A 17,309-nucleotide genomic window follows, 5' to 3' on the forward strand; every position below is an offset into this window, starting at 1 on the left:
ATTTGTTTATTTTTTTTTTGTCAGCAATATTAAATCGATTAATCTTGACGAATAGCCAATTTCATTGTCATACCAGCCTACAACTTTAACCATTTTGTCGATTACAGAAGTGAGTTGCGCATCAAATAAACAGGAATTTTGGTTTCCGATAATATCAACAGATACAATAGGATCTTCGGTATAATCTAAAATTCCTTTTAAACTAGTTTTAGCAGCATTCTTAAATGCTTCGTTAATTTCTTCAATAGAAACGGCACGATTTACATTAAATGTAATATCGGTTAATGATCCATCAGGAACAGGAACACGAATACCGCAACCGCCAATTTTATTTTGCAATTTAGGGAAAATCTTTGTTAATGCTTTAGCTGCGCCCGTTGTTGTAGGAACAATTGATTGGCTCGCACCTCTAGCTCTGCGCAAATCTTTATGGGGTTGATCGTGCAGACTCTGATCTGTTGTGTACGAATGTATCGTAGTAATGTAGGCTTGCTCGATACCACAAAGATCATCGATTATCTTTATCATAGGAGCTGCATTATTTGTTGTGCAACTCGCATTTGATATTATTGTTTCAGTTCCATCTAATATTTCTTCGTTTACACCTAAAACTACCGTTTTAATAGTGTCTACTTCAGAAGGAGCAGATAGAATTACTTTTTTAGCTCCGGCAATAATATGCGCATTAATTTCTTCATGCGTTTTATATTTTCCAGTTGATTCTATGACATAATCGATGTCGTATTCTTTCCAGCTTAAGTTTGAGATGTTCTTTTCGTGGAAAAATAAAAAATGCCTTCCATCAACGATTATTCCATTTTCGTCACTGCTCACTACATAGGGTAATACACCATGAATACTGTCGTATTTGATTAGGTGCGCCATAGTTTTAGTATCAGCAATATCGTTTATAGCAACAACTTCAATTTCGGGATGATTAAAAAGTAATCGAAATAAGTTTCGACCAATTCTTCCGAAACCGTTAATAGCAATTCGTGTTTTTTTATTCATTTAAAAGGAAATATTCAACATTTAGAAATTAAAGAATATGTTTTTGAGCTTTATAAGAAGAACGAACTAATGGGCCACTTTCTACATGGCGAAATCCTAATTCTAGTCCAAATTTTTCGTATTTAGCAAATTGATCTGGAGTGATAAATTCTTTTACTGGTAAATGCTTTTTACTTGGTTGTAAATATTGTCCAATTGTTACCACATCTACGTTTGCATTACGCAAATCAGTCATGGTCTGAAATACTTCTTCTTCGGTTTCCCCAAGGCCAAGCATAATTCCTGACTTGGTTCTATTGATTCCTTTTTCTTTTAAGTAGCGTAATACTTCTAGGCTACGGTCGTATTTGGCTTGTATGCGTACTTCACGAGTTAATCGACGAACAGTTTCTACGTTATGTGAAACAACTTCAGGGTTAGCTTCTACAATTCGATCAAGATTTCTTTCTATTCCTTGAAAATCAGGAATTAATGTCTCTAAAGTCGTATTCGGATTCATACGGCGTATCGCCTTAACAGTTTCAATCCAAATAATCGAACCACCATCTTTTAAATCATCTCTATCTACACTTGTAATAACTGCGTGTTTGATGTTCATGATTTTAATAGAGCGTGCTACTTTTTCTGGTTCGTCCCAATCTACAGTCTCAGGTCTTCCGGTTTTTACACCACAAAAACCACAAGAACGTGTACAAACGTTACCTAAAATCATAAAAGTTGCAGTTCCTTCTCCCCAGCATTCACCCATATTAGGGCAACTACCAGAAGTGCAAATTGTATTTAAACTATATTTGTCTACCAAACCACGTAGTTCGGTATATTTTTGTCCAATCGGGAGTTTTACCTTCAGCCATTTTGGTTTTCCGACAGGTAAATTATTATCTATAACGCTTTCCATATTCAATATTCAAAGTACAAAGATACGGAATGTTGTTTATTTGTAGATTTGTTTATGCTTTAATTTGTAAAATGATAGCAAAAACCATGTTTTATTTTGTTTTTAGGAGGAATCAGGAAATTAAGATCAATCGAGTTTTTTTAGGATAACTGGAATAAACAATCTTGTTACTTATGAAATTATATGTTTTTTTCTTCTAAAATTAATTGGTTTCTTATTAGATGAGTATTTTAAAGTTGTATTATATTTGTTATGGTTAATTTAACATTAAAAGGATGAAAAGAAAATCAATAGCATTGATTGTATTACTTGCAACTTTTGGATTTACAAAAGCTAATGCACAAATAAATTTAGGGGAAAAAGCCCTAGGAGCTGTTCAAAAAGGAGTTGCAGGATTTACATTTAGTGATGCCGATGCTGCAGCGTTATCAAAAGCAGCAGTTGCAGAAATGGATGCCAAAAATCAAATCGCACCTGCTACGGATGGGTATGCAATACGGTTAAATAGATTGTTTGGAAAACATACCGCGGGTAATGGATATACTTTAAATTATAAGGTTTATATGCTTAAGGAAGTAAATGCTTTTGCAACTGCAGATGGTAGTGTTCGTGTGTATTCAGGTTTAATGGATATTATGGATGATAATGAATTGCTTGCGGTTATTGGGCATGAGATTGGTCACGTAGCGAATCATGATTCAAGAGATGGAATGAAAGCAGCTTATAAAAAAGAGGCTTTAATCGATGCTGTGTCTTCACAATCAGGAAAAATTGCAGCGCTTACTGAGACCCAATTAGGGAAAATTGGAAGTGCTATGATTGATAGTAAACATAGTAGAACACAAGAGTCAGAAGCAGATTTGTTTTCATACGACTTCTTGAAAAAGAATGGTTATAATGTTAATGCTGAAGAATCTGCATTTAGGATTCTTGCAAAGATGAGTGAAGGTGCCGAAGGATCTTTCTTGGATAAAATGATGAGTTCTCATCCAGATCCTAAACAAAGAGCTGAAGATGCTAAAAAAAGAGCTGAAAAAGACGGGTTGTACAAGCCGTATGTGCAGCAAAAAATAGTGAATACAATACCAGTTGCAAAGAAAACAACTACTAAAAAGCCAGTTAAGAAAACGACTAAAAAATAATTAGATTTATTTTTAGAGCATAAAAAAGCAGAACCTAGGTTCTGCTTTTTTTTATTTTAAAACGTGGTGTGCTAATATTTTTTGAACCTCATAAACATTAACTGATTTGTTAAATTGTTTTATGATACTTGGATTTAATTCGCTAGAAACCCATATTTTTAGTTCGGCATCAAGGTCAAAAGTTCCTGCTGTTTCTACACTAAAGCGTGTGATGCTTTTGTATGAAATTGACTTGTATTCGGTTTTGCTACCAGTTAATCCTTGTTTGTCAACCAGAATTAATCGTTTAGTAGTAAAAATAAAAGTATCACGGATAAGTTTAAAACCCAATTCGATTTCTTCATTGTCGGTTAAAAGTAAACCGTAATTTTTAGCTAAATCTTCCTGACTTACTGATCCTGCATTACCTAGTATTGCTGAAAATATTCCCATAATTTATTGTTTGCTTTGATGATTCAAAAGTGATTTTACTCAGTAAAGATACATTTTTTTATAAAAGACTTGCTGTGGATTATTGAGTAAGAATTATTTTTTTTGAAACATTAAAACATAAAAAAGCAGAACCTAAGTTCTGCTTTTTTAAACTTATTCTGCCTTTATTGTAATTGGCAGATTATATGCGGTACGAACAGGTTTAGAGTCTACCATTCCTGGGCTCCACTTTGTTCTTAAAGATTTTAAAACTCTAACAGCTTCTTTTCCTAATCCATATCCTGGATCATTTTTTACGAGAATGTCAGTCATGCTTCCGTCTCTTTCGATTACAAAAGATACATATATACGAACTGTTCTTTCACTGTCTAATTCTGGGCGATTAAAATTATTTCCTACATAGGTGTAGAATTTATTTATTCCTCCCGGAAATTCTGGTAGCTTGTCTAGAGAGCCAGTTGTTACAAGTTCGTTGCCATTACCAGGCGTTTTTACAGTTTCAGTTCCACTACCGTTTCCTCCAGTTGTTAAAACATTAGTTGATATTCCAGTACCTCCTTCAGTTGGTGTTACTACCACAGCATTCTCTGTGTTTTTAGCAATTTCAGGAGTAGCTTGACTTGCTTCTACAATTGTAGGGTTAACAAGTTGGCTTTTTTCAATAACGGTTTCTGTAGGTTGCGATTTTACTGCAGGCATTGTTGCTGATTTCTCAGTCACCACATACGGAATGTTAGTTAGCTTTAGCTCTATTGCTGGAGTCTCGGGTAAAACTGGAGAGACGTCAGTGTGATTCAGCTTACTAATTAACATTGCAGTAGATGCAATAGCCGTAATGAGTAATAATCCCATGAAAAGAGCCTTAATGGAGTTTCTAGAACTCTCATGTCGTAACTGATACGCGCCATACTCTTTGTTTCTGTTTTCGAATACAAGGTCAATCCATTTGTTTTCGTAGATGCTTGATGTTGACATAATTCATGGTTTTAAAGGTTAAGTAGCAGTTTAGATCATAAGCAAAAATAGTTTACCTAATTAACGTTAATAATAAGAACTTTAGTGTGCGGGATTTTTGTTTATTTAAGAATAAGTGTGTGGATATTTTATCCTTTGATTAAAGATAGTAAATTATCTTTTGTTTTTAATTACTTCTGCTAATAATTTTTTAGCACGAAGTAATTTTATTTTTACATTGCTTAAAGGTTCGTTGATTTTGAGTGCAATTTCTTGATAACTCATTTCTTGAAAATAGCGTAGCTGAATTACTTCCTGGTAATGTGGTTTTAATTCTTTGATGCAATGTAATAATCGGGATAAATTTTGTTCAGTAATTAATTCATCCTCTACCGACGGAGTAGTGTCGGCAATATTATAAGCTTGTTGGTTTTCTTGATCGGTAATTTCTATAAAAAGATTGGCTTTCTTTTTACGTAATAAATCAATATGGACATTCTTTGCAATTGCAATGAGCCAAGTATTGAATTGAAATTCGGGATTATAAGTTTTTATTTTATCAAAAGCTTTAGAGAAGGTTTCGATAGTAATATCTTCGGCAATGGTTTCGTTTTCGGTACGTTTTAGCATGAAGCTATACACTTCATTCCAATAATGGTCCAACAAAAAAGTGAAGGCGATTTGGTCTCCATTTTTTGCTTTCTCTATTTTAGAATTTATTTCCAATGTACTGGTTTTGAAAAAATATTAGTTATAAAGATATTAATTTGAGTGAATATAAGTACAATTTCTACAATAGGAAACCAAATCTTCAAATCATTTTCTTTTAATTTTCCAGCAGAAAACCCTACAACTAGCCATACTGCGATGTAACGCGCTAAAAATAAGCTTAAAACAATAATCCATTGAAATTGGAAAGACAATAAAATAATAGCTAATACAAAGAATAGCAATTGAGAGAAATAAAAAATTCCCAATTGTATTTTGTCAAAAGTTTTATAATAATCGGCAGTAGCTACATGTCTTCTTTTTTGAATAAACCAATCTTTATATTTTTCTTTTGGTTTTGAATATGTGAAGCTCTCTGGAGAGTAAGCAATGGTTGTATTGTTACCATTAGCAGCTTGATTAATAAATAAGTCATCATCTCCTGAGCGAACTTGGATATGACTGATAAAACCATTTACATTAAAAAACTCTTCTTTTTTATAGGCTAAATTACGACCAACTCCCATGTATGGACGTCCTACTTTTGCCCATGAAAAATACTGGATTGCCGTTAGTAAAGTTTCAAAACGAATAATCTTATTTAAGAATGATTTCTCAATTTTGTCATAAGCGCCATATCCTAAGACTATGGTCTTGTTCATTGTAAATTGAGAGCTCATAGCGGTAATCCAATTTTTAGAAGTAGGATAACAATCGGCATCAGTAAATAATAAATATTCTTTTTTAGCAGCTTTTATTCCTAATGTTAAGGCGTATTTTTTATTTCCCCAAAAAGCTTCGTTGTTTTTTACTTTAACTAAGCGGATAAGATTTGGGTATTGACTTTCGAAAAGTTCAAAAATTTCTAATGTTTCATCGCTTGAAGCATCATCTATTAGTACAATTTCGAAATCTGGGTAATCTTGTTCAATTAATAACGGAATGTATTTAACGGCATTCTCTGCTTCGTTTTTTGCGCAGACAATAACTGAAATAGGAATTCTCTTTGTAGTGATATTCTGTGTTTTAGCAAATGAAAATTTACTAAATACACCCAAATAATAAGAAAGCTGTATTACAACGATAGCAATAAAAAAGTATAAAATAATTGTAAGCATCTGATTTTAATGTCTTTTGATTTTGAATCTTGCGAGTGCAAATGTAATTATCAATTCTCGATTTTCAACCCTTAAAGTGTAATTACTTTCGGCATTTTGACATTTCTTTTGCAACCGCAATAGACTGAGGGTTTTCTGTTTTTTCTAAGGCTGTGATTATGTTTTTGTAGTTGACATCGTCTCGATTTTGAGATATTTTTTTAGTTGCCTGAATTTCATCTATTTCAATTTCAAAAGCAATTATTCCATGTGCTTGGCGCATTGTTTTTTCAGATAAATCTTCTATGCGAATCGGTTTTTCAGAACCAACTTCATATTTGTCTACTAATTTTTTTAACGATTCAATTGCTGCTTCGTGGTCTAAAATTTTTATTCGACCGTATATATGTACAGCGCTATAGTTCCAAGTTGGTACATTTTCATGGTCATACCATGACGAGGAGATATAGCTATGTGCTCCTGAAAAAACAGCTAAAACTTGATCATTTTGAACAAATCCTTCGCCTTGTGGGTTTAATTTAGAAATATGACCACATAATACTTCCTTTCCATTTTCTCTTGTTTCTATCTCTATCGGAATATGTGTTGCCCACAATTTTCCGTTTGTCTGATTGATTAGTATTCCGAAACTATTTTCTTTTAGGAAAGATCTAATTGCTTCAGGGTCTTCGTTTTTGAAAATACTTGGTGTGTGCATCTTATATTTTTTTAATTTAAATCACATTAACTTCTGCTTCTATGTGTATTCCAAATTTTTCAAATACTGTTTTTTGGATGTCTTTCGAAATAGCTAGAATTTCTTGCCCAGTTGCATTTCCGTAATTAACGAGTACTAAAGCTTGATTTTTATGAATCCCAGCGTCTCCAAAACGTTTTCCTTTAAATCCAGCTTGTTCGATAAGCCAGCCTGCAGGAACTTTTACTTCAGTTTCTGAAATATCATAGTATTTCATTTCTGGAAATTTTTGATGGATCTTTTCGAAATCTGATTTTAATAATATCGGGTTCTTAAAGAAGCTACCGCTATTTCCTAATTCTTTTGGGTCTGGTAATTTACTTTGTCTTATCGCAATTACAGCATTGCTGACATCTTTTAAACTCGGGTTTGTAATGTTGTTTTTTGCTAACTCGGCAGTTATGTCCCCATAAGAGGTATTAATTTTATGATTGCGCTTTGTTAGTTTGTAAGTTACAGATGTAATGATATATTGGTCTTTTACTTCATGTTTAAAAATACTCTCGCGATATCCAAAATTACATTCGGCATGAGTAAAAGTTCTTATTTCCTGAGTTTCGATATTCATAGCTTGGCAAGAAACAAAAGTATCTTTTATTTCAGTTCCGTAAGCGCCAATGTTTTGAACAGGAGTGGTTCCTACGTTACCAGGAATAAGCGACATGTTTTCTAGTCCTCCAAAATCTTGTTCGATTGTCCAGAGAACAAAATTGTGCCAAGTCTCTCCAGCCTGACTTTCGACCCAAACAAAATCATCATTTTCATCAACTATCTTTTTTCCTTTTAAATCAATATGAATTACCAATGCATCGATATCTTTGGTTAAAAGCATATTGCTTCCGCCTCCTAAAATAAATTTTGGCTGATTTTTGTTTTCTTCCAATACTTTTTTCAATTCATCAATTGAATGTACAGCAATAAACTGTTTTGCTTTAGCTTCAATGCCAAATGTATTATGATTTTTTAAAGAAAATTGAGATAGAATTTCCATAAATGCGAAACTTTTTTGTAGAATTAATCGAGAGTTCAAAAGTAAGGATTATAATTTATCTGACTCGATTTTTGTAATAAATATAGTAGTTTCTTCAGTCTTAAAAGATTAAAAAGAATGAGGTTGATGTAATTGTGAGATTTTACCACAGAGAGCGTAGAGTTTGGAAAGTTATTTCGAAATAAACCAATTAGCGTGAAACTTTGCATTCTTTACGCTTAGTTTTATTTAGCTTCGTAAATCCAGTAATTCATGATATTTATCTGCAATAATTCTCATGTTGATTTTGTAGTTTGCATTCTCTTCTACAAATTTCTGATTTTGTGTTATTGCTTTGTTTCTTAAATCAGGATTTTTAAATGACCAGATAAGCGCATCAGCAAGTTTGTTGTAATCATCAATTGGTATCAATTGTCCGTTGTCACGATGTTGTATCCAGCTTTGGTTTCCGGGAATATCTGAAACAACTGGGTAGCAATTGCAGGCCATTGCTTCAAATAATGAGGCCGAAACGCCTTCAGTGCTAGGCATGCTAATATAAAAATTGGCTTGTTTTAATAATTGAGGTAGTACTGTATTTGCAATTCGACCAGTAAAAATTACTTTATTTTGAATGTTTAATTTTGTAGCTAGTTTTTTTAGATGTTCTAATCTGCTTCCGTTGCCAACAATTGTTAAGTTGAAATCAATGCCTTTTTTATCTAAAATGGCAAATGCTTTTAAAATGCAATCATGTCTGTATTCAGGTTGTAAGGAGCGAGTGATAATTGCTTCTATTTTAGTAGAATTGTTGACTGAAGCTTCAAAAAGAGATAAATCAATTCCTTTTGGTATAACTAAAACCTTATTCATATCAACACCAATGGCTTTCATCGAGATTGTCATTACAGGACCCCAAGCGTGTATTAAATGTGCTTTTTTACATGCGTGTTTCTGAATGATTTTTTTAAGGGGTAGTAATATTGAATCTTCAGGCCATAAATCGGTTCGGCCTTGTTGTGCAATTACAATAGTATTGACGCCTGATATTGCAGCAAGAAAACCATAACTGGTCGTTCTTTCGGCAATAACCATGTCTGGTTTTTCTAATCGGATTATTTTTTTAATTGCGAATGGAGCAAAAATGTATTCTAGTATTCGTTTGAGACGGTTGGATTTGGTGTTATTCGAGGTTTTAAGTTCCCAAGTACAAATTTCAAAATTACCGAATTCTTTTAAGCCTCTCATCCATGTAATGGCATCGGCTCGATAGGATTCGCCAAGAAAAAGTATTTTTCTTTTTTTCATTCAGTGATTTGTCTTTTTTCTGCCACAGTTAAGAAGGTTTTTTAATCTGTGGCAAAAAATGGATCTTATTTTTTAAAATTCGTCAGTTGTTAAAGCGCGATTGATGAATTCATTTAATGGTTTTAATGCAATAAGTTTTTGACTCATTTTGGTAACAAAATCTTTTTGAGTTACTTCTTTGATATCGTATTTTTGAGTAGCAGTAAAACTTTTTAATTTTAAAAAGTCAATTGCAGGATGCTCTTTTTCGTATCCGCGCGGTGGGTTTTTTAGCGAATTGGTTTCGGTTACATCTAAGTTTTCGAATTCTTTGCTGAATTTCTTATCGGCAATAATTGCTTCTAAGTCATCATGAAAGAAAGCGATTTCTTTGCGTACTTTTTTTAAGTCTTCGGCTTCTGGGGAGTATAAGCCACCAGCTATAAAACTAGCGCCTTTTTCGATGTGAACATAGTATCCAGCACGATTTTGTCCTTTTACTCCAGTCGAGAGCCAAACACCTAGGTGTGCTTTGTATGGTGATTTATCTTTAGAGAAACGAATATCTCGGTTAATTCTGAATGTGCAATTTTTTACTTCTAATAGCTCCAATGAAGCGTCCATAGGTTTCATTGCGTCCAAAAAATCGGAAACTAGTTGATGGTAATCTTTTTTGAAGATTTCATAACGTTTTTTGTTTTCCAAAAACCAATCTCTGTTATTATTGACTTTTAAATCATCTAAAAATTGTAAACTTTCTTTAGTAAGCATATTTTTAGTTTTATTATAGTTGTTTTTTTAATTCATCTTCACTGATAAATCCTGTGTTTTTCCATTTTACTTCTTTATTCTCGTATAATAGTAGAGTAGGAAGCTGGTCGATTTTCATGTCTTTTACCAAAGTTTTATTTTGGTCAACGTCTATACGAATGATAACTACTTTATCGGCTAGTTCTTTTTGCATTTTAGTAAGGTATGGAGTCATTTGCTTGCAAGGACCACACCATTCAGCATAAAAATCAATCAAGACCTTTTTGTCTGTGTTTAATAAAGCAGCATAGTCTTGGCTTGACATTCCTACTGTTTTAGCATTTGGATTTGAATTAGAACGTCCTTCAGCGTTCCATTTCATAATTCCGCCATCAAGTTCGTATATGTTTGTAAAGCCTAATTCTTGTAGCTTTTGAGATGCTTTTTTACTTCTTCCGCCACTTAAGCAATATATAAAAACTGGTTTAGATTTATCAAAGGTTGCTGCTTTTGTAGCAAAGTCTTTGTCGTTCCAGTTTACATTTACTGCACTCTCAATATGTTCTGATGCAAATTCCTCAGGAGTTCTTACGTCTAAAATTTGAGGATTTTGGTTCGTGCTTAATTTTTCAGCAAAAGCAGTTGGTTCAATAACTTGGATGCTTTTAGAGGATTGTCCGTTGCAGGATGCAAATACAAAGGCAATTATGATAAGTAGTGTTTGTGGAAATTTCATAGTCTTTAAATTTATTATGTAGGCTAATTTAAGTGTTTTTTTTAATTTAGAAAGCTACGCAAAATCATAAATTAAATATTTTGTAGCTCTGATGTGTAGATTTTACAATAGCTTCAGTTCGATCTGGATGGGTGTCTGAGATAAAAAGTTGTCCGAAAGTGTCATCGTTTACCATTTCGATAATTTTGGCTACCCGACTTTCATCTAATTTATCAAAGACATCGTCAAAAAGTAAAATTGGTTTTACACCACTTTGTTTTTTTAAGAATTCAAATTGTGCCAATTTTAGAGCAATTAAAAATGATTTTTGCTGCCCTTGTGAGCCGAATTTTTTAATTGGGTGATTGTCGATTTCAAATGACAAATCGTCTTTGTGAATTCCGACACTTGTATAATGTAAAGCACGGTCTTTATTTATGTTTTCTTGTAACAGAGTGAGTAAGTCTTTTTCGAACAAGTGACTTTCGTAGACTAATTGAACTGTTTCTTCAGAACCTGTTATTGCATGATGATGTGCGTTGAAAATTGGAATAAATGCTTCTATGAATTGTTTCCTTTTTTCAAAAATAGATTTTCCATAGCTGTCCAATTGCTCATTATATATAGACAAGGTAACGTTATCAAAAACATGATTTAGTGCAAAATATTTAAGCAATGCATTACGTTGACTAATTACTTTTTGATATTGGATAAGCTGTTGTAGATAATGTGGGTCTAATTGTGAAATCACAGTATCCATGAATTTACGTCGCGTTTCGCTTCCTTCAACGATTAAATCTCTGTCGGCTGGCGAAATTATTACTAAAGGTATGAAGCCGATGTGATCAGAAAATTTATCATAGGCTTTGCCGTTTCTTTTTAGGATTTTTTTTTGTCCTTTTTTTAAACTGCAGACGATTTGTTCATTTCGTTCATTTTTTTCTATCTCAGCATCTATAACAAAAAACTCTTCTCCGTGCTTGATATTCTGCACTGCCAAAGGATTAAAATAGCTTTTTCCGTAGGCTAGGTGGTAAATAGCATCGAGTACATTAGTTTTTCCAATGCCGTTTTTTCCAACGAAACAATTTATCTTTTTGTCAAATTCGAAACTGGCTTCAGAGAAATTTTTATAGTTGAATAAAGAAATTTTTTTTAAATACATTTTAAGCTGCTGAAATAAAGTTTGTTGTTGTTTTAATGTAACAATTTTTAAGCGTGTGCAAATTATCGAAAAATATCGATATAAACCGTTTTTTGGGGCTTGTGTGTGAATTATTTTGATTTTACTACAAGAAAAAGTACTATTTTGAGGGATATTTTTTTTAAATTAATTTAAAATTGATTTTTTTCATGTAAGTTTCAATAAAAATTTTATTTTTGCCGTTCACTAAATTAATTTTAAATGGCTACTTACAATAAAAGAGGATATAAAGCACCAAAAGAAAAAGAAGTTAAAGATGAAGTTGTTAATGAAGAACAACAAGTAATTCTTGATGGGAAAAACAGTAAAACTGCTGAAGTTTTTTCTAAATTAGATGAAACTGCTTCTAAGACTGAAGACTGGGTTGCTAGAAACCAAAAAATTATTATTGGATTAGTTGCTGCAATTGCTGTAGGAACTATTGGTTATTTGGCTTACCAAAAATTCATTGCTTCTCCTAAACAAGAAGAGGCAGCTAATGAAATGTTTGTTGCTCAACAAAATTTTGAAAAAGCAACTAATGGTGTAGCTAGTGATTCATTGTACAAATTAGCATTGAATGGTTCAGAAGGTAAATTTGGATTTTTGAAAATTGCAGATGAATACTCAGGAACAGATGCTGGAAATTTAGCAAATTATTATGCAGGTATTGCATACTTAAATACAGGTAAATATGATGAAGCTATCTCTTATTTAGGTAAATTTAAGTCTAAAGATTTAATTTTAGGTGCTTTGGCAAAAGGTGCAATAGGTGATGCTTATTCTCAAAAAAACCAACCAAAAGAAGCTTTAGATTATTATGTAAAAGCTGCTGAATCAAATAAAAATGATTTCACTACGCCACGTTTCTTGCTTAAGGCTGGAAAAACGGCTTTGGCTTTAGGTCAGAAATCAGATGCTCTTAAATATTTTACAGAAATTAAAGAGAGCTATGAGGCAACTCCAGAAGCTGCTTCTGTAGATGTTTTGATTGGTTTAGCACAATAAATAATTTATAGAGTTAGAAATTTAGATTTAAGATTTGTATTTTAGCAGTCTTAAATTGAAATTCTAAAATCTTAAATAGTAAAGATGGCTACCGAAAATAAAAATTTATCAGATTACGATAAAAACACAGTCCCAAATGCGAAAAATTTTCGATTTGGGATTGTTGTTTCTGAGTGGAATGACAGTATAACAGAAGGTCTTTATAATGGCGCTTTTGAGGCATTCCTTGAAAATCAAGTTCCTGCTCAACAAATTATCCGATGGAATGTTCCTGGGAGTTTTGAGTTGATATATGGAGCAAAAAAAATGTTGCAAACTCAAAATGTTGATGCAGTTATTGTTATTGGATGTGTAATTCAGGGACAAACAAAGCATTTTGATTTTGTATGTGAAGGTGTAACGCAGGGAATTAAAGATTTGAATGTTCAAACAGATATTCCTGTTATTTTTTGTGTATTAACAGATAATAATATTCAACAATCTATTGATAGAAGTGGTGGTATTCACGGTAACAAAGGTACCGAAGCAGCTATTGCAGCTATAAAAATGGCATACATCCGTCAGCAAGCATCTTTAAATCAGTTTCAAGACCAACAGTTGTTGTCAGCTGGGGCACTTCAAATAGAAGACAAGCCATTGGAACTAGAAAAATAAAAAAAAAACATTTGTAAGAATATTGAGGCCTATACTGTATAAAAACAGTATAGGTTTTTTTATGCTTTTTTTGTGATAGTTGTTGCTTTAAGGGTAGCTGGAAATTTAATATATTTAGTTGAGTTTTTAATTTGCTATTTCTATGAAAAAATATTTGCTTGCTATTCTTTTTATTTCTCTTTTTGGACAAGTTCAATCTCAGAATACAATTAATCAAAATCTAAAAGCCGAGTTAGATAGTATTTATAAATCGGATCAATTTTTCAGGGAATATCTTGATTCTGAAACCACTGATGCTCGAAAAAGTGAAATTTTAAAGGAAACAGGTTATACTGATGATGGTTCTTTTAGAAGTAGGGTATGGTCAATGATTAATGTTCAAGATTCTATTAATATTATTAAAGTAGAAAAGATAATCTCAAGGTATGGTTATCCTGGGAAAAGTTTGGTTGGAGAACCAACAAATGAGTCTGCTTGGTATGTTATTCAGCATAGTAAGAAAATTTCAAATTATTTACCGTTAATTGAAGAGGCTGCTACTAAAGGCGAAATTCCGTTTACGCGTTTTGCTATGATGCAAGATCGTTATTTGACACAACAAGGTAAAGAACAAATTTATGGAACGCAAGCACAAGGAAAATTAATAGCGAATAAGCAAACAGGAAAAGAAGAGTTCTTTACTTATATTTCTCCAATACAAAATCCAGAAAAGGTCAATGAGCGAAGAAAGAAAGCTGGTTTTACTACTACAGTCGAAGAAAATGCTAAAAGAATGAGGATTGAATATAAAGTTTATACGCTAGATGATATTGCCAAAATCTTTTGATTTGTCTGTAATTGCTTTAAGTGATAAGTACAATGTTTCTGTTTTTTAGGAGATTGTAGTTTTTGTTTTTTTTATGAGTCTTTAAGCCAAAAAAACCAGCTAAAATTCATTAAATTTGTGCTTCTTGGTTTTGAAACTTTAAACCTTAACCTTTAATCTATTTTTTCTTAATGTCGAGTATTATACAATTACTACCTGATCATGTTGCCAATCAAATTGCTGCTGGAGAAGTGGTTCAAAGACCTGCTTCGGTGGTGAAAGAGCTTTTAGAAAACGCAGTCGATGCTAAAGCAACAGATATTAAATTAATCATCAAAGATGCAGGAAAGTCATTGGTACAAGTCATTGATAATGGTTCTGGGATGAGTGTTACCGATGCGCGTTTGTGTTTTGAACGACATGCAACTTCTAAAATACGCCAGGCTGAAGATTTATTTTCATTACATACCAAAGGATTCCGTGGAGAAGCGTTGGCTTCTATTGCGGCGATTGCTCATATGGAAATGAAAACGAAACAAGATCAGGAAGAGCTAGGAACACATATTGTTATTGAAGGGAGTAAATTTGTTTCGCAAGAAGTAGCTGTTTTGCCAGTAGGAACTTCATTTGCGGTTAAAAATTTGTTTTTCAATATTCCTGCCCGAAGAAACTTTTTAAAGTCGGATACGGTTGAATTTCGTCATGTTATGGATGAGTTTCAGCGTGTAGCTTTGGCACATGCTAATATTCATTTTACTTTTTACCACAACGGGAGTGAAATGTTTAATTTACCTCCTTCAAGTTTTAGACAGCGTGTTGTAGGTATTTTTGCAGGTAAGACAAATGAAAAATTAGTTCCTGTAAATGAAGAAACTGAAATCGTAGCCATAAAAGGGTTTGTAAGTAAGCCAGAATTTGCTAAAAAAAGTAGGGGAGAGCAGTTTTTCTTTGTGAATGATCGATTTATTAAAAGTAGTTATCTACATCATGCAGTTATGGCTGCTTATGATGGGATTTTAAAAGATGGTGCCCAGCCCAGTTATTTTTTATATTTGTCAGTGCCTCCTAATACTATTGATATTAATATCCATCCAACAAAAACTGAAATTAAGTTTGATGATGAACAGGCTTTATATGCTATTTTAAGAGCGTCAATTAAACACAGTTTAGGGCAATTTAATGTAGCTCCAGTTTTGGATTTTGATCGTGATGCTAATTTAGATACACCTTATCATTATAAAGATTTAGAAGGAGAAACGCCAACAATTCAAGTTGATGGTACTTATAATCCTTTTACAGATGACAAAACAAATAAACATTATTCGAATGCTGGGTCTAGCTTTAGTAGCGGATCTAGTTCAGGTAGTTCTGGTTCTAATTCGTATTCTAGCTATAAAAAGCCAGAACCAACTGCTAGTTGGGAAAGTTTATATGTTGGTTTAGAGCAAGATGCCGAGGAAGTTGGGATGATGTCTTTTGAAAATGAAGAAGTAACTTCATCTTTGTTTAATGATAATGAAATTGAGCAAACAGTTCATAAGACTTATCAAATTCATAAAAAATATATTGTTTCGCCTATAAAATCAGGAATGGTGATTGTAGACCAACAACGGGCTCATCAGCGTATTTTATACGAACAGTTTTTGCATAATATGACTGTTAATCAAGCTTCTAGTCAGCAATTGTTATTTCCTCTCAATTTGTTTTATTCATCTACAGATTTAGAAATTATCAAGGAATTGCAATTATCACTTGTAAATACCGGTTTTGTTTTTGAATCTTCTTCTGAAGATCATATTGTTATTTCAGGAATACCTGTTAATAGTACTGAGAGTGAAGTGTCATTGGTTATAGAACAATTGTTGAGTGATTTGCAAGAGGGTATTCCTGAAAGTAGCTTTTCTCAAAATGATACCATTGCCAAATCGATGGCAAAAAGTATGGCAGTAAAAACGGGTTCATACTTAACCGAAAAAGAACAAGATAATTTAGTAAACGGACTCTTTGCTTGCAAAGATCCAAATATTTCTCCATTTCAAAAACCAACTTTCATCACCATGCGTGTGGAAGATATAGATAAAAAGTTTGCCTTATGATGAATATGACTCCATTAGTAAAACAATTATTGATAATTAATATTATCTTTTTCCTTGGTTCACAATTAGTGCCGGTTTCTTATGAATATTTTTCGCTGTATTTTCCTGAGAATTATCAGTTTAAAATTTGGCAACCAATTACGCACATGTTTATGCACGGAGGATTTATGCATATTGCATTTAACATGTTTGCATTAGTTTCTTTCGGATCTGCGTTAGAGCATTTTTGGGGTGGTAAAAAATTTTTATTCTTTTATATTTCATGTGGATTAGGAGCTGCTTTGTTGCAATTAGGATTTAATTATCTTCAAATACAGAATACTTTGGAAGCGGCATCTACTTTAGGGCTGTCAGATAATGCAATACATCAAATATTAAACGTGAATTTCACAGATGGGACAAGTTATCGTGGTGATTTATTTATGGACGGAATCAGACCAATTTTAGAGAAAGCTGGGAAAATTAATTTATTAAATGAAGTTAATTTTAAAAGTTTATTCGATGCCTCTATAATTAACCAAACTCCAATGGTTGGGGCTTCGGGTGCAATTTATGGACTTTTGGTTGCTTTTGCGTTTATGTTTCCTAATGCAGAGTTAGCACTTATGTTTATTCCAGTGCCTATTAAAGCTAAATATTTTGTTCCGGGAATTATCGCAGTAGATTTGTTTTTAGGTTTTCAAGGAAATTCATTGTTCGGAAGCGGAGGTACAGGAATAGCTCATTTTGCACACGTTGGAGGTGCACTTGTAGGATATTTAATGATGTGGTATTGGAAAAAGACACAGTTTAATAATAATCGTTGGAATTAATTTTTTAGCTTTATTACTTAAATTTTAAAC

The 17,309-nt window shown here is 32.7% G+C and carries 18 protein-coding genes; 6 read left to right on the forward strand and 12 right to left on the reverse strand.

The window, feature by feature from the left end; all coding sequences use genetic code 11:
* Window positions 1-6 precede the first annotated feature (6 nt).
* Window positions 7-1,011, reverse strand: coding sequence for a type I glyceraldehyde-3-phosphate dehydrogenase (gene gap, locus LPB87_RS05110; RefSeq protein WP_230605161.1), 1,005 nt, complete (start codon window positions 1,009-1,011; stop codon window positions 7-9).
* A 28-nt stretch (window positions 1,012-1,039) separates the two neighbouring features.
* Window positions 1,040-1,909: a lipoyl synthase gene (gene lipA / locus LPB87_RS05115; protein ID WP_230605162.1), complete on the reverse strand. Its 870-nt coding sequence runs from the start codon at window positions 1,907-1,909 to the stop codon at window positions 1,040-1,042.
* A 275-nt stretch (window positions 1,910-2,184) separates the two neighbouring features.
* Between lipA and LPB87_RS05120 the strand changes: the two genes are divergently transcribed.
* Window positions 2,185-3,051, forward strand: coding sequence for a M48 family metalloprotease (locus LPB87_RS05120; RefSeq protein WP_129539669.1), 867 nt, complete (start codon window positions 2,185-2,187; stop codon window positions 3,049-3,051).
* A gap of 51 nt (window positions 3,052-3,102) precedes the next feature.
* On the opposite strand, the gene LPB87_RS05125 is transcribed toward LPB87_RS05120, so the two are convergent.
* From LPB87_RS05125 to LPB87_RS05170, 10 genes are all read right to left on the reverse strand, one after another.
* Window positions 3,103-3,483, reverse strand: a complete 381-nt coding sequence (locus LPB87_RS05125; protein ID WP_129539668.1) for a PH domain-containing protein — start codon at window positions 3,481-3,483, stop codon at window positions 3,103-3,105.
* Between the two features lie 153 nt (window positions 3,484-3,636).
* Entirely contained in the window at window positions 3,637-4,458 is an 822-nt protein-coding gene (locus LPB87_RS05130) for an energy transducer TonB (RefSeq protein ID WP_129539667.1), read from the reverse strand.
* Window positions 4,459-4,611: 153 nt separating this feature from the next.
* Window positions 4,612-5,163, reverse strand: coding sequence for a sigma-70 family RNA polymerase sigma factor (locus LPB87_RS05135; protein WP_129539666.1), 552 nt, complete (start codon window positions 5,161-5,163; stop codon window positions 4,612-4,614).
* The gene (locus tag LPB87_RS05140) at window positions 5,154-6,263 is read right to left on the reverse strand and encodes a glycosyltransferase (RefSeq protein WP_129539665.1); all 1,110 of its coding nucleotides are present in this window, start codon (window positions 6,261-6,263) and stop codon (window positions 5,154-5,156) included. Before LPB87_RS05140 ends, LPB87_RS05135 begins: the two co-directional genes overlap by 10 nt.
* Window positions 6,264-6,345: 82 nt before the next feature.
* Complete coding sequence (locus LPB87_RS05145; protein WP_230605163.1) at window positions 6,346-6,960, reverse strand: FMN-binding negative transcriptional regulator; 615 nt, start codon at window positions 6,958-6,960, stop codon at window positions 6,346-6,348.
* 16 nt (window positions 6,961-6,976) lie between these two features.
* Window positions 6,977-7,990: a UDP-N-acetylmuramate dehydrogenase gene (gene murB / locus LPB87_RS05150; RefSeq protein ID WP_129539663.1), complete on the reverse strand. Its 1,014-nt coding sequence runs from the start codon at window positions 7,988-7,990 to the stop codon at window positions 6,977-6,979.
* A gap of 228 nt (window positions 7,991-8,218) precedes the next feature.
* Window positions 8,219-9,277 carry a glycosyltransferase gene (locus tag LPB87_RS05155; protein WP_230605164.1) on the reverse strand — a complete coding sequence of 353 codons (1,059 nt, stop codon included), beginning with the start codon at window positions 9,275-9,277 and terminating at the stop codon, window positions 8,219-8,221.
* 72 nt (window positions 9,278-9,349) lie between these two features.
* Entirely contained in the window at window positions 9,350-10,027 is a 678-nt protein-coding gene (locus LPB87_RS05160; RefSeq protein ID WP_129539661.1) for a DUF2461 domain-containing protein, read from the reverse strand.
* Between the two features lie 13 nt (window positions 10,028-10,040).
* The gene (locus tag LPB87_RS05165) at window positions 10,041-10,742 is read right to left on the reverse strand and encodes a thioredoxin domain-containing protein (protein WP_230605165.1); all 702 of its coding nucleotides are present in this window, start codon (window positions 10,740-10,742) and stop codon (window positions 10,041-10,043) included.
* A gap of 64 nt (window positions 10,743-10,806) precedes the next feature.
* The gene (locus LPB87_RS05170) at window positions 10,807-11,886 is read right to left on the reverse strand and encodes a DNA replication/repair protein RecF (RefSeq protein WP_230605166.1); all 1,080 of its coding nucleotides are present in this window, start codon (window positions 11,884-11,886) and stop codon (window positions 10,807-10,809) included.
* 240 nt (window positions 11,887-12,126) lie between these two features.
* On the opposite strand from LPB87_RS05170, the gene LPB87_RS05175 reads away from it, so the two are divergent.
* From LPB87_RS05175 to LPB87_RS05195, 5 genes are all read left to right on the forward strand, one after another.
* Window positions 12,127-12,912, forward strand: a complete 786-nt coding sequence (locus LPB87_RS05175) for a tetratricopeptide repeat protein (RefSeq protein ID WP_129539659.1) — start codon at window positions 12,127-12,129, stop codon at window positions 12,910-12,912.
* Between the two features lie 84 nt (window positions 12,913-12,996).
* Window positions 12,997-13,566 (forward strand): 6,7-dimethyl-8-ribityllumazine synthase, encoded by a 570-nt coding sequence (gene ribH / locus LPB87_RS05180; protein WP_230605167.1) that lies wholly within the window; start codon window positions 12,997-12,999, stop codon window positions 13,564-13,566.
* A 142-nt stretch (window positions 13,567-13,708) separates the two neighbouring features.
* Window positions 13,709-14,392: a DUF6624 domain-containing protein gene (locus tag LPB87_RS05185; RefSeq protein ID WP_230605168.1), complete on the forward strand. Its 684-nt coding sequence runs from the start codon at window positions 13,709-13,711 to the stop codon at window positions 14,390-14,392.
* 170 nt (window positions 14,393-14,562) lie between these two features.
* Window positions 14,563-16,467, forward strand: a complete 1,905-nt coding sequence (gene mutL, locus LPB87_RS05190; RefSeq protein ID WP_230605169.1) for a DNA mismatch repair endonuclease MutL — start codon at window positions 14,563-14,565, stop codon at window positions 16,465-16,467.
* Complete coding sequence (locus LPB87_RS05195) at window positions 16,464-17,279, forward strand: rhomboid family intramembrane serine protease (protein WP_129539655.1); 816 nt, start codon at window positions 16,464-16,466, stop codon at window positions 17,277-17,279. Before mutL ends, LPB87_RS05195 begins: the two co-directional genes overlap by 4 nt.
* The last annotated feature ends 30 nt before the right edge of the window (window positions 17,280-17,309 follow it).

The sequence above is a fragment of the Flavobacterium sp. EDS genome, from assembly GCF_020991525.1.
Lineage (GTDB): Bacteria > Bacteroidota > Bacteroidia > Flavobacteriales > Flavobacteriaceae > Flavobacterium.